Genomic DNA, 21,329 nt, shown 5'->3' with positions numbered 1-21,329 from the left:
ACTGGCTTGCCGTGCTTTGCTGACACGGCACGATCACGTCGTACACCAATTTTTGGAATCGACGTCATGCCACCCAACGTATTTACTCCTGAGCTTCGAGAGCGTTTTTTCGAGGTGCTCGAAGACACATGTTCACCCAAGACTGCGGCGGCGGCCTGTGGGATCAGCCGACAGACTGCGTTTTATCACAAAGCTAATGACCCCGAGTTTCGTGCTCGTTGGGAAAAGGCTATTGAGGTGGCACTCGATGCTCTGCTGGATGAGGCTTATCGCCGCGCAGCTCTTGGGGTAGACGAACCCGTGATTTATTCCGGCAGGCTTACCACTTACACCGACAAGGTAACGGGTGAAGAACGTCCGCTGACCGTTAAGAAGCACAGCGATCGTCTTCTAGAGGTGCTGCTCAAGTTTCGTTATGGAGAGCAGATGGCTGAGCGTCTGCGTGTCAAGGTCGAGGCTGAAACTGGGCTTAACCTGGAAGCATTGCAGCGAATGTCGCCTGAGGACCAAAACCAGCTGGCCATTCTTCTTGATAGGTATGCCAATTCAGAACGCGAAGCATTGGCCGAACAGGATAAACAACCATGACACCGAACAGTCTTACCGCATCCGAGGCACTGCTCTATCTCTCCATGGTGCGCAAGGTCACCCTGGCGGTTATCGAGTCAGCACCGGTCACCGCAGAGCGTCTGGGTGGACAGAAGTTCGTAGCGGCCCGTCTGCAAGGGGCATCTTCAGCGCTTGCCCCGCTGCCCAAACTTTCTCAAGAAGAATGGTGCGCTATGGCGGGCGAACATGCAGGTAAAACGCTGGCGTTCGTGGATGCCGATTAAGGCACACGATACTTTCACTCCGGGGCCATAGGCGGTCCCGACGGCGTGAGGTTCATGCCCTTGCTTCGCAAGTTTGCGATAGCTGCCCCCCTCTTCGGTGTGCATTCTGTACGCCCGGAGGTCCCGGAGCCCTAATCAGGTGATGGAGCCTCTTCATGAAAGTAATCAATCAAACACCCTTTATGACTACTGCTCGAATCGGTGAAGCCACTAGCGCTTTAGATTCGACGCACTCCCGAGTGCTGAAAACTATTCAGCGCCTTCAGTCAGACTTCGATACTCGACGAGCTGAGATCAAAGGACGCTGGTCAAAGACACGGCAAGCCAATCTGAACGGCACCAGTGCGGTGACCTTGCAGGGCATTGAGGTCCAGGAGCTTGCACAAGCCTTCGCTGAGATCAAAAAGAATGGTGCTCTGGAGCTTGATCAGTTGCTGAAGCAGGCAGGTGCCTCGCATGCACTGGTGATTAGCCAGCGCGTTTACTACGAGTCCGCTGTTCAGGTTCTTTCGCGTGAGGGCTTGGGTAGTCCAGAGCGAACCTCCTATGCTCTTCAATTACAGGGATCGATTAGTGCAGAGCTTGGGCATCTTGGTCAGTTCGCAGTCGGTACTCAAAACAAGGTGTTGGCGGCAGCCATTCTGTCTCGTATTGATCGCCTCCCCCGTGATCAGCGCCCATTCAGTGCCGTGGATCTGGCGGCTTCTATGCAGCTCGATGCATTCGTTAAGGTTCGGGAATACATCAAGATTGCCGAAGCTCGGCTGCAAGGTACGCTTGTTGCTATTCGTGCGTGGAACGCGGGTCGCTCCAATCCACTGAATACCGTTAGTTTGGCGCTGAGGGTGGCTGAACTCGACCCCAAACTGTTGAACGAGTTGGAGGCCGCTGACGCGCCGTGAATGGGGGGGGGGGGGCTCCGGCATGAGCTGATGCGTTGCTATGCTGTGTTTCAGGGGCTACCAGATTCTGGTGGCCCCTTTCATTACAAAGGGTTGAAAGGGTTTACCTTCTGATCCAATGTCAGGTGCTCTAATTGCTTATTCAGTGATTGATTCTAATAACCATTGACTAAAATAGGCAATGTAGCAAGCACTCAATTGACTCGTATGCTAAGCCAGTCGTCGGTGCCGAACTGATGGAAGCCATAACGATGAAAATGTACCCTGTCGGCTTCGTAAGTTGCGCATAGAACATGGTAGTTCTCGCGTGCTAATCTTTCTTTCATCTGTCTAGCACGCCTCATCGGGTCTTTTTGTTGGGCGACTTGCTCAATGGCAGTTCTAGGAATTATTTGGCCTGTAACTGTCTGAAATAAAGCCTGAACTCGTTGCATCCCACTTGGCTGCCTCATGATGTAATCTCGGACATCGTGGGAGAGGTGTAGTAGAAAATTTCTAGGCATAGGCGAGTCGTCGGCAAGCCAGACAATGTGCCTTCGACCCACAGCCGAAACGGTTCTCTTGCCGTCTTGATTTGCTCCCTGGGTAAGTACGTCATCGGTCATGCGTAATACCCTATAGGTAGCCATTTTTTATAGGCGATTCGGACGTGGATTTGGCGTATGGGACATTGTCTTTACTTAAGAGTAGGGCGCATTACCTCTCTATTTAGTAGTTTTAATGGTCGTGGCGCTGACCCCCCCCCCTACTAGCCGATGAGTTAGCACTTCGGGGGGGCTCTTACCTCACATATTATTGCTAAGTCTAATTTGTTGTGGCGCTTGGTGTCGCTTGTGGTGCGGCAGCCTGGAGTGCTTGCTCGATAGTCGTTTTTAAATCACTACATATTTCGTGATTTGCAGTCGGTATTATAATTTGAGGAAGCAGCGATAATTTTCTTGCGTCGAGTGTGTTTGAGTAGCTTGCTCTTATTGCGTCTTTTATTTTTACTAGAAGCTCTTTGCCCTTAACGGTGAATTGACAGAAATCCCCGAGTTCTCTCCATCGCCTGCTTGGTGTACTCTTACCGGCACCTAGTCCCTTGACTGCGTCATTTATGGCATTGTTGAAGTCATCTTCTACGGTGGCTTGGTTAAGTAGAGCCAAAGCTCCCGGTATGAAGGCTTCAGCTTCTTGAATCGATACTTGCATTACGTTTGATATGTGCTGGGGGTGACAGAAAGCTGACTCGATATCAGAGCCCGCAGGTACCCAAAGAGGAATGTCGTTGGTGTCATACGTTTTAAACGTTTTCCAAAGATCGACATCTGCGTCGGACATGAAGTCGCGGTCTCGATGAACCATGATTGCAACTTTCATTTTTTCTCTTAGTTTTTTTAGTGAGTCTCCGTGAGGAAGTGAGTTTTTACCAAATGTGGGCCATATTAATATTTTTCGTTCTAATGCCGGCCATTGGCTTATAATATTTTTTAGGTATGAGGTCTTTTCGTCCTCAGTGAAAAGTATGAGGTCTTTATCTAGTGCTCCCCAGCCCATTCTTAATTTTACTATGTCGTCCCCTTCTCTTAAAGCCGAACCTCGATCCATCCAATGGACTCTAGTAGTTGGCCCGCAAGCTCTAACCAAGCTAGGTGAGTGAGTGCTTATAATTAGTTTTGTCGAAGGAAAGGCGATAGCGGCTTTTTCTAATGCGTTAATTAATCGCTCTTGCGTGCCTGGGTGTAAGTGAGCGTCTGGTTCGTCAATTAGAATTAAATTGGATTTGAACTTCAATAAATATGTGAAAATTTGCACGATTTGCAGAAAGCCTGTTCCCGCCATTTCCAAAGGCTTCCACTGGCTTTTTATACTTCTACCAGTTGTCCGCATGTCTGGGGTCCAGAATTTTGCATATATAATTGTGTCTCTTAAAGGGTCGAATTTCACCCAAAATCGCGCTTCAGGTATAACTTTAGATACCCAGGAATTTAGCTCGACTAACTCAAAGTATCCATCTATTTCTGGGTCACCCTCTCTCTTTAGTTCTAAAAGCATATGTCGTAGTACAGAGCCCCCTTCACCTGATGCGGCTTTTCGATGAAGAACAGGAGTGGCTAGTAAGGTTTCTGTTTCAGCGAGCCCTGCTAGTCCGGGGATGTAAGATGTAATATGGTTTTCTTGATTTTTGAGTACGTCGCTCATTGGACCAGTTATAGTGGTTATAACGCCAGCATCGTTTCTCGCAGAGCTTAGCTCGATTGTAGTGCTATTATTGTTTTCGTCGGTAAATCCTATTACGATTTTTGGGCTTCCGCTTCCGTTTGTAATTCGAGTTTTATGTGCGAGTTGAACGTATTCTTTGCTGGGTACATAATCCATTTGTTCTAGGGTGAGCTTTCCTGTCGCATCTCTTAAGGCTGCGCATCTGACGGCCCAATGTATGCCTTTCAATACGGATGACTTTCCTGAGCCATTTGCACCTACTAATACTGTAACTGGGCCTAGTTCAATTTCAGTTCTTGCATGTATCCGCATGAAGTTTTCTAAAAATACTGAGCTAATCATTTATGACTTTCCTAGATCTCTAAAGTAAGTCATAAAGTAGCATTTTTCTGAGAGGTGGCATATCGCTACCCTCTCGAGGATTTCTAGAATCTAGGGTTGTTTTGAGGCCCGGCCTCTTAGAATTGCTGAGCCTCGGTTCTCTTTTCACTCACCGTGAGCAGATCGAAATACCTAGCTCAATGAATTTTCCTGTGTGGACTAGTTTCACAATGTCTATCACCTTGACTAGCTCAGGGGTCACTCCATGGTCAGCTGCGACTGAGCAGATGTATTCAGCAAATCCATCCCTTCTCGTTTTATCGTCTATTACACCTACATAAAGATTCCTGTCTGTCGCCCAGGTCGCATCTTTTACCTTTGGCTCGTTCCCGCTTTTTACAAGGTAGGTTACGAACGCTTTCTGCGTCGGGTTAGGGGCAGCTGAGGCGGTGATTGGTATGGAAAATGAAGCAGCGAGGAGGATGGTTATGGCGCGCATTTCGGTACCTTTTCGTTAATTTGAATAGCAAAAATAGTCTATTTTGGACTATGCCGAAATGAACTTTAACGTGCGGTGAACTCTAGGTCACTGCGCCATGGCAAATTCCACTCATAATTTAGACTACCAAACGTTACTCGCTGTCTTGCGGATGGTCAGAAAGCGACACAACGTCTCTCAGGTCGAGCTAGCCGAGCGTCTAGGTAATACACAGACCTTCGTGTCCAAATGTGAACGTGGCGAGCGCCGAATTGATGTGGTGGAGCTGGTCGAGTTTGCCGAAGCTCTCGGCGTGCCGCCGCTTGAACTGGTTGGAGAGTTCTTAGCCAAGCGTAGTGCGGGAGGGGACTCGAAAACGAGGAGGGGGGCTAAGGAAGGCTCGTAGCGTGTCAGTTTCGTGTTTTTACCTAACCCAGAAACGACAAAGGCCAACCCGAAGGTTGGCCTTTGTCTTGTAGCGTATGGTGCCGGCACCAGGAGTCGAACCCGGGACCTACTGATTACAAGTCAGTTGCTCTACCAACTGAGCTATACCGGCGTGTTAGGGCGACGATTATAGCGATTGGAAAGCTTCTGTAAACCCCTGAATTCTGACTATTTTTGCAGAAGGTAAGGTTTTTTTTCGATGGCCGCTTTTTTGCTGCATCGATGGCGCTCTGCAATCGGGCTGGATAACGTGAGAATGCGGCTGGCCAGTAACGGTATCGACGCGGTCTGCCTGTTGCTGAAGGCGCCTAAAAAGACCGCATAAAGTGCGCTTTAGATGCTTAACGCCAGATGCTTATGCACAATCGGTTGGTTGGAGCTGTCACCAAACAGCCATTTTGTGCGGCCGTTCTCAACACGTCGCAACTGCCTGTTTTGCGTGCGTTTTATTTTGTGAACAAAAAATGACCAGGCTTGCTTTTGGCCTGGAGTGCCGATAACTAAGGGCTTTGTAACGAATTCATCAACAGACTTATCCACAGGACGCGTGTAGGAAATTTTGCCCCCTAATCGCGCGCGGCCAGCACCATCAAATTGCGTGGTGTCAGCGTTGATTCACAGAAGCTGCCTATCTCAACGTTATAGCCCTGTTCCGTCAGAAAGAGTGCTCGGTCCAGCACCAGCCACATTTCCAATGGGCGACGAAACAGGCTCCGCACTAATTCCAGGTTTCGCACTTCGGCCAGGCGACGCCAGCCGTGGGCTTCCAGCGCCGCCCAGTCCTGTTCATCTGTGGATAAACCCTTGAGGCTCGCCAGTTCGCGGCAGTAGTCGGCGAAGGGTTTGCCCAGCCAACCGGCGGGCAGGGATGGCGTGGGCAGGTATTCGTCGCAGCCACGTAGTTGCCGCTGCAATCGGTCAAAGCCCAGGCGCCGGGCCATGGAGGTGTCTCGTTGCAGGCGTACGCGGTTGCCGGCGGTGACGGTTTCGCTCAGGGGTAGCCCCAGATCATCAATCGACAGTTGCAGCAGGGACGCGCGCCCGGCAGCCGACAATGCCTGATAGCGGTCGGCGCTGATGCGGTTGTAGCAGCAGGGCGCCAGCGCCAGTTGTTTGCAGCCGGCAGCGCTGGCCAATTGCAGTAGGCGCACATGCAGGTCGCCGCAGGCATGCAGGGCGACGGGTGTGTGTTCGGGGTTGATCGCCATATCCGTCATCACGTCTTGCAGGCGATGGTTGGCGGGCAGGCCGTGGTGGTCACTCAGGGCTTGGCCGGACGCGATCAGGGCTGGGTCGTGTTCCAGGCAGGTTAACTGTTGGCCGGGTTGCAGCAGGCGACGGCCGAGATGGCCTTTGCCGGCGCACCAGTCCAGCCAATGGGCAGGCGTTTGGGCAAAATTCAGCGCGGCACCGAAGGCCTCGATCTGTTGCCACTTGCGCCCGGGCACATCGACATTCAAGCGGTGACGAGCGGGTTCGAGCCTGTGCGTAGGTAAATTATCCACAGCACTGAGGCGCAGCGCTTGAGCGGCCAACTGTGGAAAAGGTGCGGGTGCAGGCAGCTCGTGGGGTTGGTTGTGACTGGCTTCGGCCTCGGCCAGCGAGCGTTGGCGCAGCCATTGCGATAACGCCGGATGTTCGGTTTCCCAGGGCAGCTGTAGTTGGGTAAAGGGCCGTGGTCGCCACAGCCCTTGATGCTCGATCAGGAACTCATCCAGCGCCTTGAAGCGTGCCTCAGCGTCCCTGGCACGCATCGACGCGCAGCCATTTTTCCAGCAGTTTGAAGCCGCGTACCAATACGTAGGCCATCAGCAGGTAGAACAGCCCGGCCGCAAAGAAAATCTCCACCGGCAGGTAGGTGCGGGCAATGATGGTCCGCGCCATGCCGGTCAGTTCCAGCAGGGTCACGGTACTGGCCAGGGCACTGGCCTTGAGCATCAGGATCACTTCGTTGCTGTAGGCCGGCAAGCCGATGCGCGAGGCGCGTGGCAGGATAATGTAGAACAGGGTCTTGGGCTTGGACATGCCCAGGGCTCGCGCCGCTTCGATTTCGCCTGGCGGGATGGCCTGGATTGCACCGCGCAGGATCTCGGCGATATAGGCCGCGGTGTGCAGGGTCATGGTAGCGGTGGCACACCAGAATGGGTCGCGCAGGTACGGCCACATGAAGCTTTCACGCACGGCATCGAACTGTGCCAGGCCGTAATAGACCAGGAACAACTGCACCAGCAACGGCGTGCCACGGAAGAAAAAAATGTAGCAATAGGGCAGTGCGCTCACGTACCAGCGGCGCGAAGAACGCGCGATGCCGAGTGGGATCGCCAGCAGCAGGCCAGCGATTACGGCGATTGCCACCAGCTCCAGGGTCAGGGTTGCGCCTTGGGCCAGTTTCGGCAGCCACTTGATGATCACGGCCCAGTTCAGGCCGAGGTCGAAGTGCGATAGCCAACTGTAGTCGCCGCTCATTGGGTACTCCTTGCAAAGCCGCGGGCGGCGCGTTTTTCCAGGAAGTGCATGCCGGTCATGGCCAGTACGGTCAGGCCCAGGTACATGAACGCCGCGACCATGAAGAAGGTGAACGGTTGCTTGGTGACGGTCACGCCGATCTGCGCGTGGCGCATGATTTCTTCGAGGCCGATCACCGACACCAGCGCGGTGTCTTTCATCAGGATCATGAACAGGTTGCCCAGGCCGGGCAGGGCGATGCGCCACATCTGCGGCATGATCAGCCGTGTGAAAATTCGAAACTTCGACAAGCCCAGCGCCACACCAGCTTCGCGGTGGCCTTTGGGGATGGCGAGGATCGCGCCACGGAACACTTCCGTGGCATAGGCACCAAAGCACAGGCCCAGGGCGATGACCCCGGCGGCAAAGGCACTCAGGGAAAGGTCGGGGTTGCCAAAAAACTCCCCGAGGGCACGCATCAGGTTGACCGTGCCGAAGTAAATCAGCAGCACCCACAACAGCTCGGGAATGCCGCGAACGAGGGTCGAATAAGCACCGCCCAGCCATTGCAGTGGCTTGTACGGTGAAGTCTTGGCCAAGGCGCCGGCAAGGCCGAGCACCAGCCCCAGGCACAGGGCCGTGAGCGCCAGCTTGACGGTCATCAGCGCGCCAGCGGCGAGCGCCGGGCCGAATCCGTAGAGATCGAAATTCATGGTGTTTTCATATCGCGGCAGGCATTGCTGAAAGCCGACGCGCGCCAGGGAGCGCGCCGGGCAGGCCGTTCAGGTCATTCGATGCTGAACGGGAAGTACTTGTCGTTGATTTTTTTGTAGGTGCCGTCTGCCTTGATCTCTGCCAGGGCTTTGTTCAGGCGCTCGCGCAGTGGGTCGCCCTTGCGTACGGCGATGCCGATCTTGTCGCTCTCTACCACCGGGTCGCCTTTGAACTCATAGGCCGAACCGTCTTTGCTCTTGAGCCACTCGTACTGCACGTACTTGTCGGCGAGGATGCCGTCCAGGCGACCGGAGGTCAGGTCGAGGTAGGCGTTTTCCTGAGTGTCGTAGAGCTTGGCTTCGGTGTCCGGCAGCTTGTCTTCCAGGTAGGTACCGGCCAGCGTTGCACGCTGTGCACCGATCACCTTGCCTTTCAGGTAAGTGGCGTCGGTCTTGAAGTCCGCTGTGGCTTTCGGCGCGATGAATTGCAGCTTGTTGGAGTAGTACGGGTCGGTGAAGTCGACGGCCTGCTTGCGCTCATCGGTGATCGACAGCGAGGAGACCAGGAAGTCGAACTTCTTGGCGTTCAGGGCCGGGATGATGCCGTCCCAGTCGGACACATACACTTCGCACTTCTCGACTTTCATCTTGGCGCACAGGGCATCGCCGATGTCTTTGTCGAAGCCGACAACGTTGCCGCTGGCGTCTTTATTGTTGAACGGCGGGTAGGCCGCTTCGATCCCCATTTTCAGGGTTTCTGCCATGGCCGTGGCGCTGAATGCCATCGAGACGGCCGCGGCCAGAAGGAATTTTTTATAGTTCTGCATGCATGTTGCTCCGTTAGCGGTTGCTGGACATGAATTGTTTGCAGCGCGCCGAAAGCGGGTTTTCAAACACCTGCTGTGGCGATCCTTGTTCTTCGACCAGGCCCTGGTGCAAGAACACCACTTCGCTGGACACCTGACGGGCGAAGCCCATTTCGTGGGTGACCAGCAGCATGGTGCGGCCTTCTTCGGCCAGGGCACGGATCACATTAAGTACTTCCTGAACCATTTCCGGGTCAAGGGCCGACGTGGGTTCGTCGAACAGGATGACCTTGGGCTGCATCGCCAGGGTGCGCGCAATCGCGGCCCGCTGTTGTTGGCCGCCGGAGAGTTGAGCAGGGTAGGCGTGGCGCTTGTCGGCGATACCGACCTTGGCCAGCAGGGCCTCGGCTACTTCTATCGCCTCGGCCTTGCTTTGGCCGAGCACGCGGCGAGGGGCCTCGATGATGTTGTCGAGGATGCTCATGTGCGGCCACAGGTTAAAGTTTTGAAACACAAAACCGATTTCGCTGCGCAGGCGGTTGATCTGCTTGCCGTCGGCGGCCATCAGCTCGCCGTTTTTCGCGGCCTTGAGCTTGAGTTCTTCGCCGGCTACCAGGATCTGGCCCTGATGCGGGTTCTCCAGCAGGTTGATACAACGCAGGAAGGTGGACTTGCCGGAACCGGAGGAACCCAGGATCGAGATCACGTCGCCGTCGCGAGCGGTCAGCGAGATACCTTTGAGTACCTCCAGCTCACCATAGCGTTTATGCAAGTTGCGGATTTCAAGCGCGGGCGTGGCCTCGGCCATGTGCGGTCCTCATTGTGTTCGTTGCGTTCTTCGCTGTTGGGCCGCCTTCCTGGCGAGGCGCCAAGCTAGCATAGCGTTTGGATGACAGCCAACAGCGCTGCGGACGGTTAAGCGGTGGTCTGCGGCAGTGTGTCGCATCGGCGCAGCAGCGTGTCGCGCCATCAACAACCTACAGACGTTTGAACCCGAGTAATCCACAGGCTTCGCGTAAAAAAGGGCGCGATGGTGCCAGCTTTGGCCGGGTGTTGGAAGGGTTAACCGGGTAAACGGTCCTTATCAGCCCGTTTATGGAGCGTCACGTACTTTCTGTGTGTGTTTTTGGTGCGGTGATCGGTGTTGGATGTGGGTCGCACGGTAACGCTATAGCGGAATGCCATTGTTCTCAACGACTTGCGATGACTGTTGAATTGTCCGACAGCCCGCGTCAATTGTGGTTCTGTAATATTTTGGCGCAAATCTTGCGTAAAAAATAAAGAACGCCCTGTTGGTTTCTTTTCACGAGAAAGGCAGGCCGGGCGGAGCGTTTTCGCAATTCCTCGCAAAGGTGTGTCAATGAGTAGTACGCAAAGCTCCAATGACCTCGAACAGGGGCTCAAACCGCGTCACGTCACCATGCTGTCGATTGCCGGCGTTATCGGTGCCGGTCTGTTTGTCGGCTCCAGCCACGCAATTGCCGCCGCCGGCCCGGCCGTGCTGTTGGCCTACGCGGCCGCCGGTACGCTGGTGGTCTTGGTGATGCGGATGCTGGCCGAGATGGCCGTTGCGTCACCGGACACGGGGTCGTTCTCTACGTATGCCGACCGGGCCATCGGCCACTGGGCCGGTTTCACCATCGGTTGGTTGTACTGGTGGTTCTGGGTACTGGTGATTCCGTTGGAAGCCAACGCTGCAGCGACCATCCTGCATGCCTGGTTCCCTGATGTGGCGATCTGGGCCTTTACCCTGATCATTACGCTGCTGCTGACTGTGACTAACTTGTTCAGCGTCAAGAACTACGGTGAGTTCGAGTTCTGGTTCGCGCTGATCAAAGTCGTGGCAATCGTTGGCTTCGTGATCCTCGGCCTGGCGGCGATTTTCGGCTTCTTGCCCAACAGTCAGGTCAGCGGTGTTTCGCACCTGTTCGACACCCAAGGCTTCATGCCGAACGGCATGGGCGCGGTATTGGCGGCGATCCTGACCACCATGTTCTCCTTCATGGGCACCGAGATCGTCACCATCGCCGCGGCGGAATCGAAGAACCCCGGCCAGCAAATCACCAAGGCCACCAACTCGGTGATCTGGCGGATTGGTTTGTTCTATCTGCTGTCGATCTTCATCGTAGTGTCGCTGGTACCTTGGAACGATCCGACTCTGGCCGCCGTAGGTTCCTACCAGACCGTGCTGGAACGCATGGGTATCCCGAACGCCAAGCTGATTGTCGACCTAGTGGTGCTGGTTGCCGTGACCAGCTGCCTCAACTCGGCGCTGTACACCGCGTCGCGCATGCTGTTCTCCCTCGGTCGTCGCGGTGACGCGCCCGCTGTCGCCAAGCGTACCAACAAGAGCGGCACGCCTCATTGGGCGGTGTTGCTCTCTACGGGTGCTGCATTCCTGGCGGTATTCGCCAACTACGTGGCCCCGGCGGCTGTGTTCGAGTTCCTGCTGGCCAGCTCCGGCGCCATCGCCTTGCTGGTGTACCTGGTAATTGCCGTATCACAACTGCGCATGCGCCAGAAGCGTACGGCGGCGGGCGAGAAGATCGTCTTCAAGATGTGGCTGTTCCCTGGCCTGACGTACGCGGTGATGGTGTTTATCGTCGGTACGTTGACCTTTATGCTGTTCCAGGAAGCGCATCGGGTCGAGATCATCGCGACCGGGATCTTGAGCTTGCTGGTGGTGGTGGCGGGGTTGTGTGTGGCGAGCCGTCGCAAGGCCCAACGACTGGGCGCTGCGGCGCTGAGCTGATGAAATGCGGTGTTTGATACGCCGCAATCCAAATGTGGGAGGGGGCTGCTCCCGATAGCTGTGTGTCAGTCAGTACATCGGGTACTGATACACCGCAATCGGGAGCAAGCCCCCTCCCACATTTTGTTATGTGTCAGTCTGCTGAATTTGTCAGCGCCTGGGACGCCGCTACGTAATCGGCCTGGAACTGCGGCGACTCGATCCACGCCAACGCAGCGGCCTCGTCATCGCTGTCTGTGGCCCACTGCCGGTATTCAATCAGCGCCGCCAGGATAAAGTCAGTCGCTTCCTCTTCGCCTTCCTGCTCCAGCACCAGCGCCAGCAGCGGGTGTGCGAGGAATACGGCACACAACGCCTGCTGGCTGATCTCGCCCGCGGTGCGCATCTCGACGAACAGCTCGGTCAAATCCACCGACTCAAGGTCGATGCGGCTGTCATCACCGGCAAAAGCGTCCGGCTTGGTCGCGACGGCGCGCTGGGTACGATTCTGCTTGGCCTTGGCCTTTGCGCGGTGGGCACGTTTTTGCTGCTTGTTCGGCGAGGCCATGGGCTCAACGTCCTTGGGTTCTGGATCTGGGTGACGTATTGAAGCGCAGGTTGGGGCAAATCCCAAGGGATTCTAGATGCGCCGCCCGGGCGTGCCTTGCTTCAGCTCGGCGTGTTGCAGCCATGCCAGTGCAATCGGCCACAGCCGATTTTGATATTCGCTGCGGAAAAATGCGAAATGCCCGACTGTTTCCTCAGCAATATCTTCGGGGGCGATTCTCAGGTGGGTACGCTCGCTGCTTTCGAAATACTCCAGCAACCGCTCAATGGCCGCCACTGTGCCAAACGGATCGTCGGTAATGCTGATGGCGAGTATCTGCGCCTTTACTCGGGAGAATGGCAGCTCGCCCAACGTAAGCCCGCTGGGGCGAGTCTCGTACCTGGGTGTCGGCGTGCCCCAGTCCCGCACCACGCCGGCGGGCGTATCCTCCAGCCAGCCCAGGCGCTTGCCGGGGAAATATCCGCATACCGTAGTGACCAACGGCATCACCACATGCCATTTGCCGAACATCCGCCAGCGCAGGCTCGCCGCGTAATCACGCCAGTAGGCGAACTGTGCACCTACCGTGACGATTCGCCGAATCGCCGCGCCAGACGCTGCCAGCCCTGCTGCGCACCCACCAAAGCTGTGGCCGACCACGTCAATCGGCTGCCCCGGAAACTCGCGTTGCGCCCGTTGCAATATCGCCTCGAAATCCAGGGCGCCCCAATCCGACCAGGAGGCCTTGAAGCCGCGTAACGAACCGCTGCGGGATTCGCCGATGCCGCGGTAGTCGTAGGTGATGACATCGAAGCCATGTGCGAACAGGTAGTCGGCGAAGCGGGAATAGTGGCGGCAACGTACGGAGGTGGCGGCGTTGATGATGACGACCGGGCGAGTGGGGTCGGTTCGGATATGGCGCCAGGTGAAGCCACCGAGTAGGTAATCGTCGCTGGCGGTCTCGCGGAACGCTACTGGGGCAGGTCGAGTGGGCAGGTTCATCGGTCGCCTCAATCCTTGCGCTTTTTATGTGTGGGTGGCCGGAGCCGCACGCTGTTATAGGAACCGAAATTAACAAATTTAGCGCTACGTGGTGCACAGCAATGACTGCAATGCTCGACCTTACCTGCACGGGTGCTTAGGCTGGCAGTCTATTGATCCGCCAGAGCCTGACCATGACCCGCGACACCCTTGAGCACAATCAGATCCCTATCTACTTCGTTGCGGTCTTCCTGGCTGTCACGTTCGGCGTGCTCGCTCCCTTATCAGCCCACGGTCTCAATCTTCTGGTCACCCCCGCCATCGCCGTGCTGATGTACGCGATGTTCCTGCAAATCCCCTTTCTCGACCTGCGCCAGGGCCTGGGTAACAAGCGCTTTATAGCGGCCTTGCTGTTGGCCAATTTCGTCCTGGTGCCCTTGCTGGTGTGGGCGCTGACCCGTGGCTTGGTAGAGCGCCCGGCGTTGCTGGTTGGCACGCTGTTGGTATTACTGACGCCCTGTATCGACTACGTGGTGGTGTTTACCCACATCGGCAAGGGCGATTCGCGCTCGATGTTGGCGGCAACTCCGCTGCTGTTGTTGCTGCAACTGGTGCTGTTGCCGGTGTACCTGGGGTTCATGCTGGGGGCGCAATCTGCGGTGGAGGTGGCCGCGGGGCCGTTTGTCGAGGCGTTCGTGTGGTTGATTGTGGTGCCGATGATCCTGGCGGTGTTGACCACCTCTCTTGCGCGACGGTCAAGCGCCATCAGCCGCTGGTGCGGCGCCTGGGGCTGGTTACCGGTGCCGGCGATGGCGCTGGTGCTGTTTGTGGTGATCGCCTCGCAGATCACCTCGGTGGTGCGGGATATCAGCCTGCTGTTGCCGGTCATTCCGATCTACGTGGCCTTTGTGGTGCTGGCGCCGTTGATGGGGATTTTGGCTGCGCGGCTGTTCGCGCTGCCAGCTACGACGGCGCGGGCGGTCACGTTCAGCGCCTCTACGCGCAACTCGCTGGTGGTATTGCCGTTGGCGCTGGCTTTGCCGGAGGATGTGCGTGGGTTGGCCGCCACGGCGGTGATCCTGCAAACCCTGGTCGAATTGGTGGCCGAGTTGGTCTACGTTCGCCTGATCCCGGCGGTGGTGTGGCCCGCGAGTCGTTAAAAGCGTGAATGTTCAGGTTTGTTCAGGCGCTATTCAGGGATGTGTTCGGCACCATACGCCAGCGCTTCCCACCTGACAGGTTACTTGATGGATCATCGCAACCGTTTTCGCTTGGAGTCACTGGGCGTTTTTCTGATCGCTCTATTGCTGTTCACGTTGGGAATCTGGGATCAGCAGCCCCAGGGATTTGACGGGCGTTGGGCGCTGTTCCTGCAGGAAATGTATCGCCATGGCGCGAGTCTTTTCCCCACCACCTACGGCCAGCCGTACGCGGATTACCCTGGCACGGCGACCTTCTTCAGTTTTGTATTCGCCCGCTTGTTTGGTGCGCCGAACCACCTGGCGAATGTGCTACCCACCGCACTCGCGTCGGCCGGTGTGATCGCGCTGATGTACCGCCTGCTGGTGCCATTGAGTCGCCCATGGGCGTTGCTGACGGTGCTGCTGACGCTGCTCACTGCCCAGTTGCTCGAAAAGTCGCGTTCGGTCTGCCTGGACCAGATGGTCGCGCTGCTGTGCGTTGCCAGTTTCTACCTGCTGCACAGTGGTGAGCGCCTGGGGTCGCGACTGCGGCTATGGGCAGTGTTCCCGTTGTTCGTCCTGGCCTTTGCGATTCGTGGGCCGCTGGGGTTGATTGAGGTCTGCGGGGTGGTGTGTGTGTATTGGGCGCTGGGCAGGCCGGGCGAGCGGGTCCGGCAGGTGTTGATCCACGGCTTTATCGGCCTGGTCCTGCTCGCGGCGTGTTGGTGGTTGCTGATGAAGCTCGCGCGATTCAGCGGCGGCGATGCCTTTGCCGATGAGGTGTTCAAGATGCAAGTCGGCGGGCGCCTGGATGAGTCTGGCGAGCCGTTCTACTTTTATTTCCAGCTGAGTTTGTACCGTTACTTCCCGGTGGTGCCGCTGGCGTTGGCCACTCTGGTTGCGCTGCGCCATCGCTGGCCTGAGCGCTGGGCCAATGAGCAACTGCAACTGCTGGTGCGCCTCGGGGCCTGTGGCTTGATGATTCTGCTCGGCCTGTCGGTGCCGCACTTCAAGCGCGCTTATTACATCTTGCCGATGGTGCCGATGTTTGCGGCTGTCGCGGCTTTTGGGCTGCTTCAGGCGCAAGGCTGGCTGGTGGGCGTGCGTCGTGGTTACGAAGGGCTTGTCGCAGCGCTACCGGCGTTGTGCGTGGTCGTGTTGTTTGTGTGTCGGCACGCCTGGCAAAAGCAGGGTTACTGGCCGGACATTTCCTTGCCGTTGATGATCGGCGTGCTGGTGGTGCTGCAAGTGGCGGCGTTGATTGCCTGGCGCCGAGCGTTGCGGTTGGTGTGGCTCAGTGTGATTGCACTGGCGGCGCAGTGGCTGTTGCTGGTGACGGTGATAGAGCCGGCCAAGGACCTGCAATTCGACACCCGGCGGTTTGTCAGCCAGGTGGAGGCGTTGCGTGAATCGCAGCCGGGGCCGCTGGTGTTTGTCGACCTGGCTCGGGACACCTGGGCGGTGCGTTACATGATGAACTTGGATCACGACGAGCTGCCGCTGTTTGTCGGGCGTCATGAGCTTGAGAAGCTGAGAGTGCTGCCTCGGCCATCCTGGGTGATTGTGTCGCGTAAGGAGACTGCGCTGTTGAAAGGGTCGCCGTTGGAGCAACTGAGCCCGAGCTTTGAGGGCCGGTTGAATGACAATCCGCTGATGGTGTTTTTGCTCAGGTGAAGCGGCCCTCGTACGGAGGGCCTGTCGAGCTGCTGATTACTTGCAGCGGTAACCCTCAGGCATTGTAACGGTGTAGTTGCGCTGCACGCGGTCCTGGAAGTTCAGGTTCTGCAGGCCCTGCTGCACCAGGAAGGCTTCGACTTTGGCGGCTTGGCAATCTTCGTTATAGGACGACGCCCGCAGCAGGTACACCGCGCGCCGGCTCACTTCGTCCCGAGCCGTGGCAGTAAAGGTGGTGAGGGTGGTGTAGCCGGTTCGCTCCGAGGTGCCTACCGGGCCATAGCTGGTGTTTGGGGTGCTGGTGCAGGTCAGTTGGTCGGTTTTTTTCTTGTTCTTCTTGCACTGTGTGGTGGTGCTGGTTGCCACTTGTCCGTATTCGGTGGCGGTGTAGCGATAGGTCACCTGTTTGCTGCCGATATCAAGGCTGATGGTCATTTTGATCGGCGCATGGTTCTTGGGCAGGGTGGTGTCGGTAAAGACATTGCGAAAACCCTGGTCCTTCATGGCGCTGACCATGTCGCGCAGGTAGTAGCGGGCATTCAGCGCGTTTTCGTCGCTGCCACCGGTGGCTGTCACCAGCACTGTTGCCTGGCGGTCAAAGTGGTAGTCGGGATCAGGCGTTGCGTTGATTGCTACGTCCATTTGCGTGGCGCATCCACTGAGCAGTGAAGTCAGCAGTAATAGCGTGCAGAGCAAGAGGCGGGTCATGGAAGAAACCTTACAACTGAGAATTTGGTAAAGGCTGAACGATTGAGCCCAGTGAAAAACAACCCTCAATCGTCCTGCTGCGACATTGTGACCGGTAGTGCTCCGGTCGCCATTAAATCGCAGGCAATAAAAAACCCCAAGGAATCATCTTCGCTTGGGGTTTTTCGGTATTAGTGGTGCCCAGAGACGGAATCGAACCGCCGACACGGGGATTTTCAATCCCCTGCTCTACCGACTGAGCTATCTGGGCAACGGGGCGCATTAAACGGGTTTTTCAGGGGGTCGTCAAGCAAGTTTTCAAAAAATATTTAATTATTACCGTCGCTTACGTGCCAACCCCGGTTTTTGATCAATTATTGAGCAGGCGGCACGTAGCCGTCGGCCTTGGCGTAATCCTCGCCGGAAAAGAACTTGTCCATTTCGCCTGCCAGGTATTTACGGTCTTCGGCGTTCATCATGTTCAGGCGTTTTTCGTTGATCAGCAGGGTCTGGTGTTTCAGCCAGTCGCCCCAGGCTTTGGCGGAGACGTGGTCGAAAACGTCCTGGCCCTTGGCGCCCGGGTACGGAGGGCGTTCCAGGCCGGGCAGTTCTTCTTTGTACTTGCGGCACATGATGATGCGGGTCATGACGAAACTCCTGCGTTCAATACGTCGGCCGCGCGCTTCAGCAGTTTTTTCACCGGGGCGGCAAGGCCCAGGCGCGGCGGGGTGGCGAGGTTATACCAGAGCCAGTCGGCCTCGGCCACGTGATGGGCGGATTCCTCGACCTGGACCAGCCAGGGTTCGATGGCCAGTTGGAAGTGGCTGAAGGTGTGGACCAGCCCAGGTAGTTCCTGATGCTTGCCCAGCGCCAGCGCGTGCTGGTTGGCCAGGTGCTCGAGGTCTTCCAGGTCGTCCAGCTCCGGCAAGCTCCACAAACCGCCCCACAAGCCCGTAGAAGGGCGACGGTAAAGGAGGATTGCGCCTTCGGCGTTGGCCAGCATTGGCATCAGCGTACGCTTTTGGGGAATGGTCTTGCGCGGCTTGGGGATCGGGTAGCGCGTCTCCAGGCCAAGCATGTGGGCTTCGCAGCCTTTTTCCAGCGGGCACAGCAGGCAACTGGGTTTGCTGCGGGTGCAAAGGGTGGCGCCCATGTCCATCATTGCCTGGGTGTAGGCGTTGACGCGGGTCTGGGGGGTGAAGCGTTCTGCCGTGGCCCACAGCTGCTTGGCCACCTTGGGTTCGCCTGGGTAGCCCTCTTGCGCGGTAAAGCGCGCCAGTACGCGTTTGACGTTGCCGTCGAGGATCGGCGCACGCAGGCCCATGCTCAGGCTGGCAATCGCGCCAGCGGTGGACAGGCCGATGCCAGGCAGCTCGGTGAGCTTTTCGACGTCGCGAGGAAACTCACCGCCGTATTCGGCCACTACGATCTTGGCGGTCTTTTGCAGGTTGCGCGCGCGGGTGTAGTAGCCCAGGCCGGTCCACAGGTGCAGTACTTCGTCTTCCGGCGCGGCGGCCAGGGCTTCGACCGTCGGCAGGGACGCCATGAACCGGTCGAAGTAATTGAGCACCGTGCTGACCTGGGTCTGTTGCAGCATGATCTCTGAAACCCACACCCGGTAAGGCGTGATGCCCTGTTGCCAGGGCAGGTCATGGCGGCCGTGACGGTCGTACCAGTCGAGTACCGCCGTTGAAAACTGCTCGTCTCTCATCGGTTGAACAGGCCTTTCAATGCGTCCTTGAGCTTTGGGTTGACCTTATCGAGCTTCTCTTCCAGCTTCTCGTTAAGGCGATTGCCGGCAGCCTTGAGGGCGACCTGACCAAGGCCGTCCTTGTCCAGGCGGCAGGCCTTGGCACCCAGCTCCAGCGGGCCACGGCAGCGCAGCGGCACTTCAATGCCCTGGAAGTTGGTACCGACCTGGCAGGCCGGGTCCGGTACTTCGCGTTTGTCGCCTTCGACGATGATGCCGAGACGGTAGTCCATACCCAACACGCGCAAGTCGAGATCCCCATTGCCATTGACCGTCAGCCCTGGGATACGCACTTTCAGGTCGGGGTTGCTGGCCACGCCGTTACGGAAGGTCAGGTTGCCGCGCAGTTCCTGGAATGGCGTGTCCTTGCCCGGTGGCGTATTGCTCAGGGTCTTGCGGTTGAGCAGGGCGATACCGGTGCAGACCTGTTGCTCGATGTTGGCGTTGAGCAACACGCCGTTATTGATCACGAAGCTTGCGGTGCCGTTAAGGCTGTCGATCAGCGCTTTCTGGCTGTTACCCCGGCCGGTGAGGTTGCTGTCCAGAGTGACCTGGCCTTTCACCGGCGGGTTTTTTCCCTGGGCCTGCAGGATCCGTTCGACCGGTACTTGCTTGATGTGGGTTTGCAGCGCCAGCAACGGGAGGTCCTGGCGCACATCGAGCGTGCCGTTGGCCTGGAAGGTGCCGTTGTAGAGGCCGCCGCTCAGGGTGTCGAGCTTGAGCTGGCCGTCGATGCCCGAGGCTTTCAGTACCGCGTTCTGAATCGGCAACTTGCTCAGAGTCAGTTGGCCGAAGGTCAGGTCGGCGTTGACATCCAGGCTGCGCAGACGGGTCAGCGGCAGCAACTTGTCGGTGCTCCATGCGGCTTTGGTCGGTGCGTCCGGCAATGGCGTGCTGCCCCCGGCCGCCATGGCGCCGGCTTCGCTGCTTTGCACTTCGGCCTGGCGTGCAGCGGTTGCGCCTTTGGCGGCTTCGGATTTGGCCGGCAGGTAGTTGTCGGCGTTGAAGGTATCGCCTTTGAGCTGTACGCGCAGGGACTGCTTGGCTAAATCATCCACCGCAATACGGCCGGTGAAGGTGCTTTCGTCGAGTTTCAGGTTCAAGTCTTCGAGAGCGACGCTGGTGGGCGTGCCCGTGAGACGGCTCACCAGTTCGACCTTACTCAGGCTGCCCGGGGCCATGGCCGGCAGTGGGTGGCCGACGCTGTCGAGAAACTTGGCCAGGTCAAACTGGGCGATGGACAGCGCGCCGTTGAGTTGCGGGGTCTTGTCCAGGTCGTTGACCTTCAGTTCGCCCAAGGCGCGCAGCTGGTTGGCCGAGAGTTTCAGGTTGGTCCATTCGGCGACGTTGGCTGCCAGGTCCACCAGCAACTGGCCCTGGGTGGAGAAGCTCAGAGTCTTGCCTTGCAACGGCTCGCCGGTGGCTTCGCCGCTCCAGCGCATGTCTTCGAACTGGTAGCGCTTGAGGGCGCGCTGAATGCGCAAGTTACCGTTCAGTTCGGTCTTGACGCGCATCAGCGGCTGGTTGCTGCCCAGGAACGCGGTGAGTTTCAGCGGAATGCTGGCGCCTTCGTGGATGGCACCGGCACTCAGCTGGATGCTTTCGGCGCTGAATTGCTTGCCGGTCTGTTCGTCGCTGTATTCGACGCGGGCGTTGTTGATGGTCAGGCTGTCGATGTCCAGGCGGATCGGCTGCGGTGGCTTTTCCGGTTTGGTTTCAGCCACCGGCTCCACTGGCGCGGGTGCGGGTGCCTCGGCAGTCGCATCGGGTAGGTTCTTGCCGATGTCTTCCCAGTTGCCGTGGCCTTGTTTGTCGCGGTTCAGGCGCAGGTTCAGGCCTTCGACACGCACATCGCTCATCTGCACTTCGCGGCGCAGCAGCGGCAGCACACGCACCGACAGGCCGAGCATCTGCAAATCGGCGAAAGGTTGAGTCGGTGCGGTCAAGGTTGCGACGCTGGCCTCGTGCAATTCCAGGCCCAGCCAGGGGAACAGGCTCCAGCCGATATCGCCATTGAGCGTCAGCTCGATGTGGGCCTTGTCGCGGGCTATCTGGCGAATTTCTTCTTTGTAGTCGTTGGGATCGAAGAGGTGGGTCAGGGCAAAGCCGAGCGCCACAATGATCAGCAACAGCCCGAGAAGTACCAGACCCAGGATTTTGCCGAACGCTTTCATGGGCGAGTCCTTGTATGTCGATTTCAAAATTTAGCCGCAGAGTATAACGCTCGACGGCCTGCGTCAGTTCACGGATCGTTACATTGTATCCAGGGGCGCTTAAATAGGATTTTGACGTCAGAAAAATCAGAGAATCCAAAAAAGGTAGTGGCAGTTTGATTTTTCTGTCATCCACTGGTGCTAATCTCTGCACGTTCGTCCGCCATCTGCGACTTAACGTCGCGCCTAAATGGAGCTTTACTCAACAAAACGGCCACGCTTTGCGTGCAAGGCCGAGGGAGAGAGCGCCTGACGGATGCATACTAATAACTGGGGGAAACACCAATGAGCACTAGGGATGGTCTGAAGTAGCCATGTATTTCCCCGGCATACCACCTAGCGCAACTTTTAAACTCGCCAAATGATCAAAAAACAATCAATTCGACGAGTATTTCTTACGTTTTCGCCACCCGGACCC

Annotated in this window: 21 protein-coding genes and 2 tRNA genes; 7 read left to right on the top strand and 16 right to left on the bottom strand. The window is 57.2% G+C overall.

Translation table 11 applies throughout. The annotated features are described in order from the left end of the window. Positions 1-66 precede the first annotated feature (66 nt). The 3 genes from JFT66_RS18085 to JFT66_RS18075 all read left to right on the top strand — a co-directional run bounded on the left by JFT66_RS18085 (position 67) and on the right by JFT66_RS18075 (position 1,735). Positions 67-588 (top strand): hypothetical protein, encoded by a 522-nt coding sequence (locus JFT66_RS18085; RefSeq protein WP_198859800.1) that lies wholly within the window; start codon positions 67-69, stop codon positions 586-588. Then, positions 585-833 carry a hypothetical protein gene (locus tag JFT66_RS18080; RefSeq protein ID WP_198859799.1) on the top strand — a complete coding sequence of 83 codons (249 nt, stop codon included), beginning with the start codon at positions 585-587 and terminating at the stop codon, positions 831-833. The genes JFT66_RS18085 and JFT66_RS18080 overlap by 4 nt, the downstream gene beginning before the upstream one ends. Before the next feature lie 155 nt (positions 834-988). Continuing rightward, positions 989-1,735, top strand: a complete 747-nt coding sequence (locus tag JFT66_RS18075) for a hypothetical protein (protein WP_198859798.1) — start codon at positions 989-991, stop codon at positions 1,733-1,735. Between the two features lie 194 nt (positions 1,736-1,929). On the opposite strand, the gene JFT66_RS30275 is transcribed toward JFT66_RS18075, so the two are convergent. The 3 genes from JFT66_RS30275 to JFT66_RS18060 form a co-directional block, all read right to left on the bottom strand. Further along, entirely contained in the window at positions 1,930-2,340 is a 411-nt protein-coding gene (locus JFT66_RS30275) for a NaeI family type II restriction endonuclease (protein ID WP_198859797.1), read from the bottom strand. Positions 2,341-2,539: 199 nt separating this feature from the next. After that, on the bottom strand, positions 2,540-4,279 hold the full coding sequence (locus tag JFT66_RS18065) for an AAA family ATPase (RefSeq protein WP_198859796.1): 1,740 nt from the start codon (positions 4,277-4,279) through the stop codon (positions 2,540-2,542). 148 nt (positions 4,280-4,427) lie between these two features. Then, the gene (locus JFT66_RS18060; protein WP_120247884.1) at positions 4,428-4,757 is read right to left on the bottom strand and encodes a hypothetical protein; all 330 of its coding nucleotides are present in this window, start codon (positions 4,755-4,757) and stop codon (positions 4,428-4,430) included. Positions 4,758-4,854: 97 nt separating this feature from the next. Between JFT66_RS18060 and JFT66_RS18055 the strand changes: the two genes are divergently transcribed. Continuing rightward, positions 4,855-5,142: a helix-turn-helix domain-containing protein gene (locus JFT66_RS18055; RefSeq protein WP_198859795.1), complete on the top strand. Its 288-nt coding sequence runs from the start codon at positions 4,855-4,857 to the stop codon at positions 5,140-5,142. A gap of 77 nt (positions 5,143-5,219) precedes the next feature. On the opposite strand, the gene JFT66_RS18050 is transcribed toward JFT66_RS18055, so the two are convergent. The 6 genes from JFT66_RS18050 to JFT66_RS18025 form a co-directional block, all read right to left on the bottom strand. Then, positions 5,220-5,295 (bottom strand) — tRNA-Thr (locus JFT66_RS18050). A gap of 454 nt (positions 5,296-5,749) precedes the next feature. After that, the gene (locus tag JFT66_RS18045; RefSeq protein WP_198859794.1) at positions 5,750-6,937 is read right to left on the bottom strand and encodes a methyltransferase; all 1,188 of its coding nucleotides are present in this window, start codon (positions 6,935-6,937) and stop codon (positions 5,750-5,752) included. Continuing rightward, entirely contained in the window at positions 6,918-7,607 is a 690-nt protein-coding gene (locus tag JFT66_RS18040) for an ABC transporter permease (RefSeq protein ID WP_034117903.1), read from the bottom strand. The genes JFT66_RS18045 and JFT66_RS18040 overlap by 20 nt, the downstream gene beginning before the upstream one ends. Positions 7,608-7,645: 38 nt before the next feature. Continuing rightward, a complete protein-coding gene (locus tag JFT66_RS18035) occupies positions 7,646-8,341 on the bottom strand; it encodes an ABC transporter permease (RefSeq protein WP_034117272.1) in 696 nt (231 codons plus the stop codon). A 74-nt stretch (positions 8,342-8,415) separates the two neighbouring features. Continuing rightward, a complete protein-coding gene (locus JFT66_RS18030) occupies positions 8,416-9,168 on the bottom strand; it encodes an ABC transporter substrate-binding protein (RefSeq protein WP_034117273.1) in 753 nt (250 codons plus the stop codon). Between the two features lie 13 nt (positions 9,169-9,181). Next, on the bottom strand, positions 9,182-9,955 hold the full coding sequence (locus JFT66_RS18025; RefSeq protein WP_010213906.1) for an ABC transporter ATP-binding protein: 774 nt from the start codon (positions 9,953-9,955) through the stop codon (positions 9,182-9,184). A gap of 552 nt (positions 9,956-10,507) precedes the next feature. On the opposite strand from JFT66_RS18025, the gene gabP reads away from it, so the two are divergent. Continuing rightward, on the top strand, positions 10,508-11,899 hold the full coding sequence (gene gabP, locus JFT66_RS18020; RefSeq protein WP_198859793.1) for a GABA permease: 1,392 nt from the start codon (positions 10,508-10,510) through the stop codon (positions 11,897-11,899). Between the two features lie 133 nt (positions 11,900-12,032). Here the strand turns inward: gabP and JFT66_RS18015 are convergent, their stop codons facing one another. Continuing rightward, positions 12,033-12,446: a hypothetical protein gene (locus tag JFT66_RS18015; RefSeq protein ID WP_034117275.1), complete on the bottom strand. Its 414-nt coding sequence runs from the start codon at positions 12,444-12,446 to the stop codon at positions 12,033-12,035. Between the two features lie 72 nt (positions 12,447-12,518). Further along, positions 12,519-13,427 (bottom strand): alpha/beta hydrolase family protein, encoded by a 909-nt coding sequence (locus JFT66_RS18010; protein WP_198859792.1) that lies wholly within the window; start codon positions 13,425-13,427, stop codon positions 12,519-12,521. A gap of 173 nt (positions 13,428-13,600) precedes the next feature. Between JFT66_RS18010 and JFT66_RS18005 the strand changes: the two genes are divergently transcribed. Next, positions 13,601-14,566 (top strand): arsenic resistance protein, encoded by a 966-nt coding sequence (locus tag JFT66_RS18005; protein WP_198859791.1) that lies wholly within the window; start codon positions 13,601-13,603, stop codon positions 14,564-14,566. 87 nt (positions 14,567-14,653) lie between these two features. Then, a complete protein-coding gene (locus tag JFT66_RS18000) occupies positions 14,654-16,261 on the top strand; it encodes an ArnT family glycosyltransferase (RefSeq protein WP_034117905.1) in 1,608 nt (535 codons plus the stop codon). Between the two features lie 36 nt (positions 16,262-16,297). Here the strand turns inward: JFT66_RS18000 and JFT66_RS17995 are convergent, their stop codons facing one another. From JFT66_RS17995 to JFT66_RS17975, 5 genes are all read right to left on the bottom strand, one after another. Next, on the bottom strand, positions 16,298-16,969 hold the full coding sequence (locus JFT66_RS17995; RefSeq protein ID WP_034117277.1) for a hypothetical protein: 672 nt from the start codon (positions 16,967-16,969) through the stop codon (positions 16,298-16,300). A 174-nt stretch (positions 16,970-17,143) separates the two neighbouring features. Next, a tRNA-Phe gene (locus JFT66_RS17990) sits at positions 17,144-17,219 on the bottom strand. A gap of 103 nt (positions 17,220-17,322) precedes the next feature. Continuing rightward, positions 17,323-17,595, bottom strand: coding sequence for an oxidative damage protection protein (locus JFT66_RS17985; RefSeq protein WP_034117278.1), 273 nt, complete (start codon positions 17,593-17,595; stop codon positions 17,323-17,325). Beyond that, positions 17,592-18,659: an A/G-specific adenine glycosylase gene (gene mutY, locus JFT66_RS17980; protein WP_153838651.1), complete on the bottom strand. Its 1,068-nt coding sequence runs from the start codon at positions 18,657-18,659 to the stop codon at positions 17,592-17,594. Before mutY ends, JFT66_RS17985 begins: the two co-directional genes overlap by 4 nt. Beyond that, the gene (locus tag JFT66_RS17975) at positions 18,656-20,872 is read right to left on the bottom strand and encodes an AsmA family protein (protein WP_198859790.1); all 2,217 of its coding nucleotides are present in this window, start codon (positions 20,870-20,872) and stop codon (positions 18,656-18,658) included. The genes mutY and JFT66_RS17975 overlap by 4 nt, the downstream gene beginning before the upstream one ends. Positions 20,873-21,329 lie beyond the last annotated feature (457 nt).

This window comes from Pseudomonas sp. MF6755 (assembly GCF_016405635.1).
GTDB classification, from domain to species: Bacteria; Pseudomonadota; Gammaproteobacteria; order Pseudomonadales; family Pseudomonadaceae; genus Aquipseudomonas; species Aquipseudomonas haemolytica.
The sequence above is the reverse complement of the archived record's forward strand: the minus strand, read 5'-3'. Positions and strand labels throughout refer to the sequence as shown.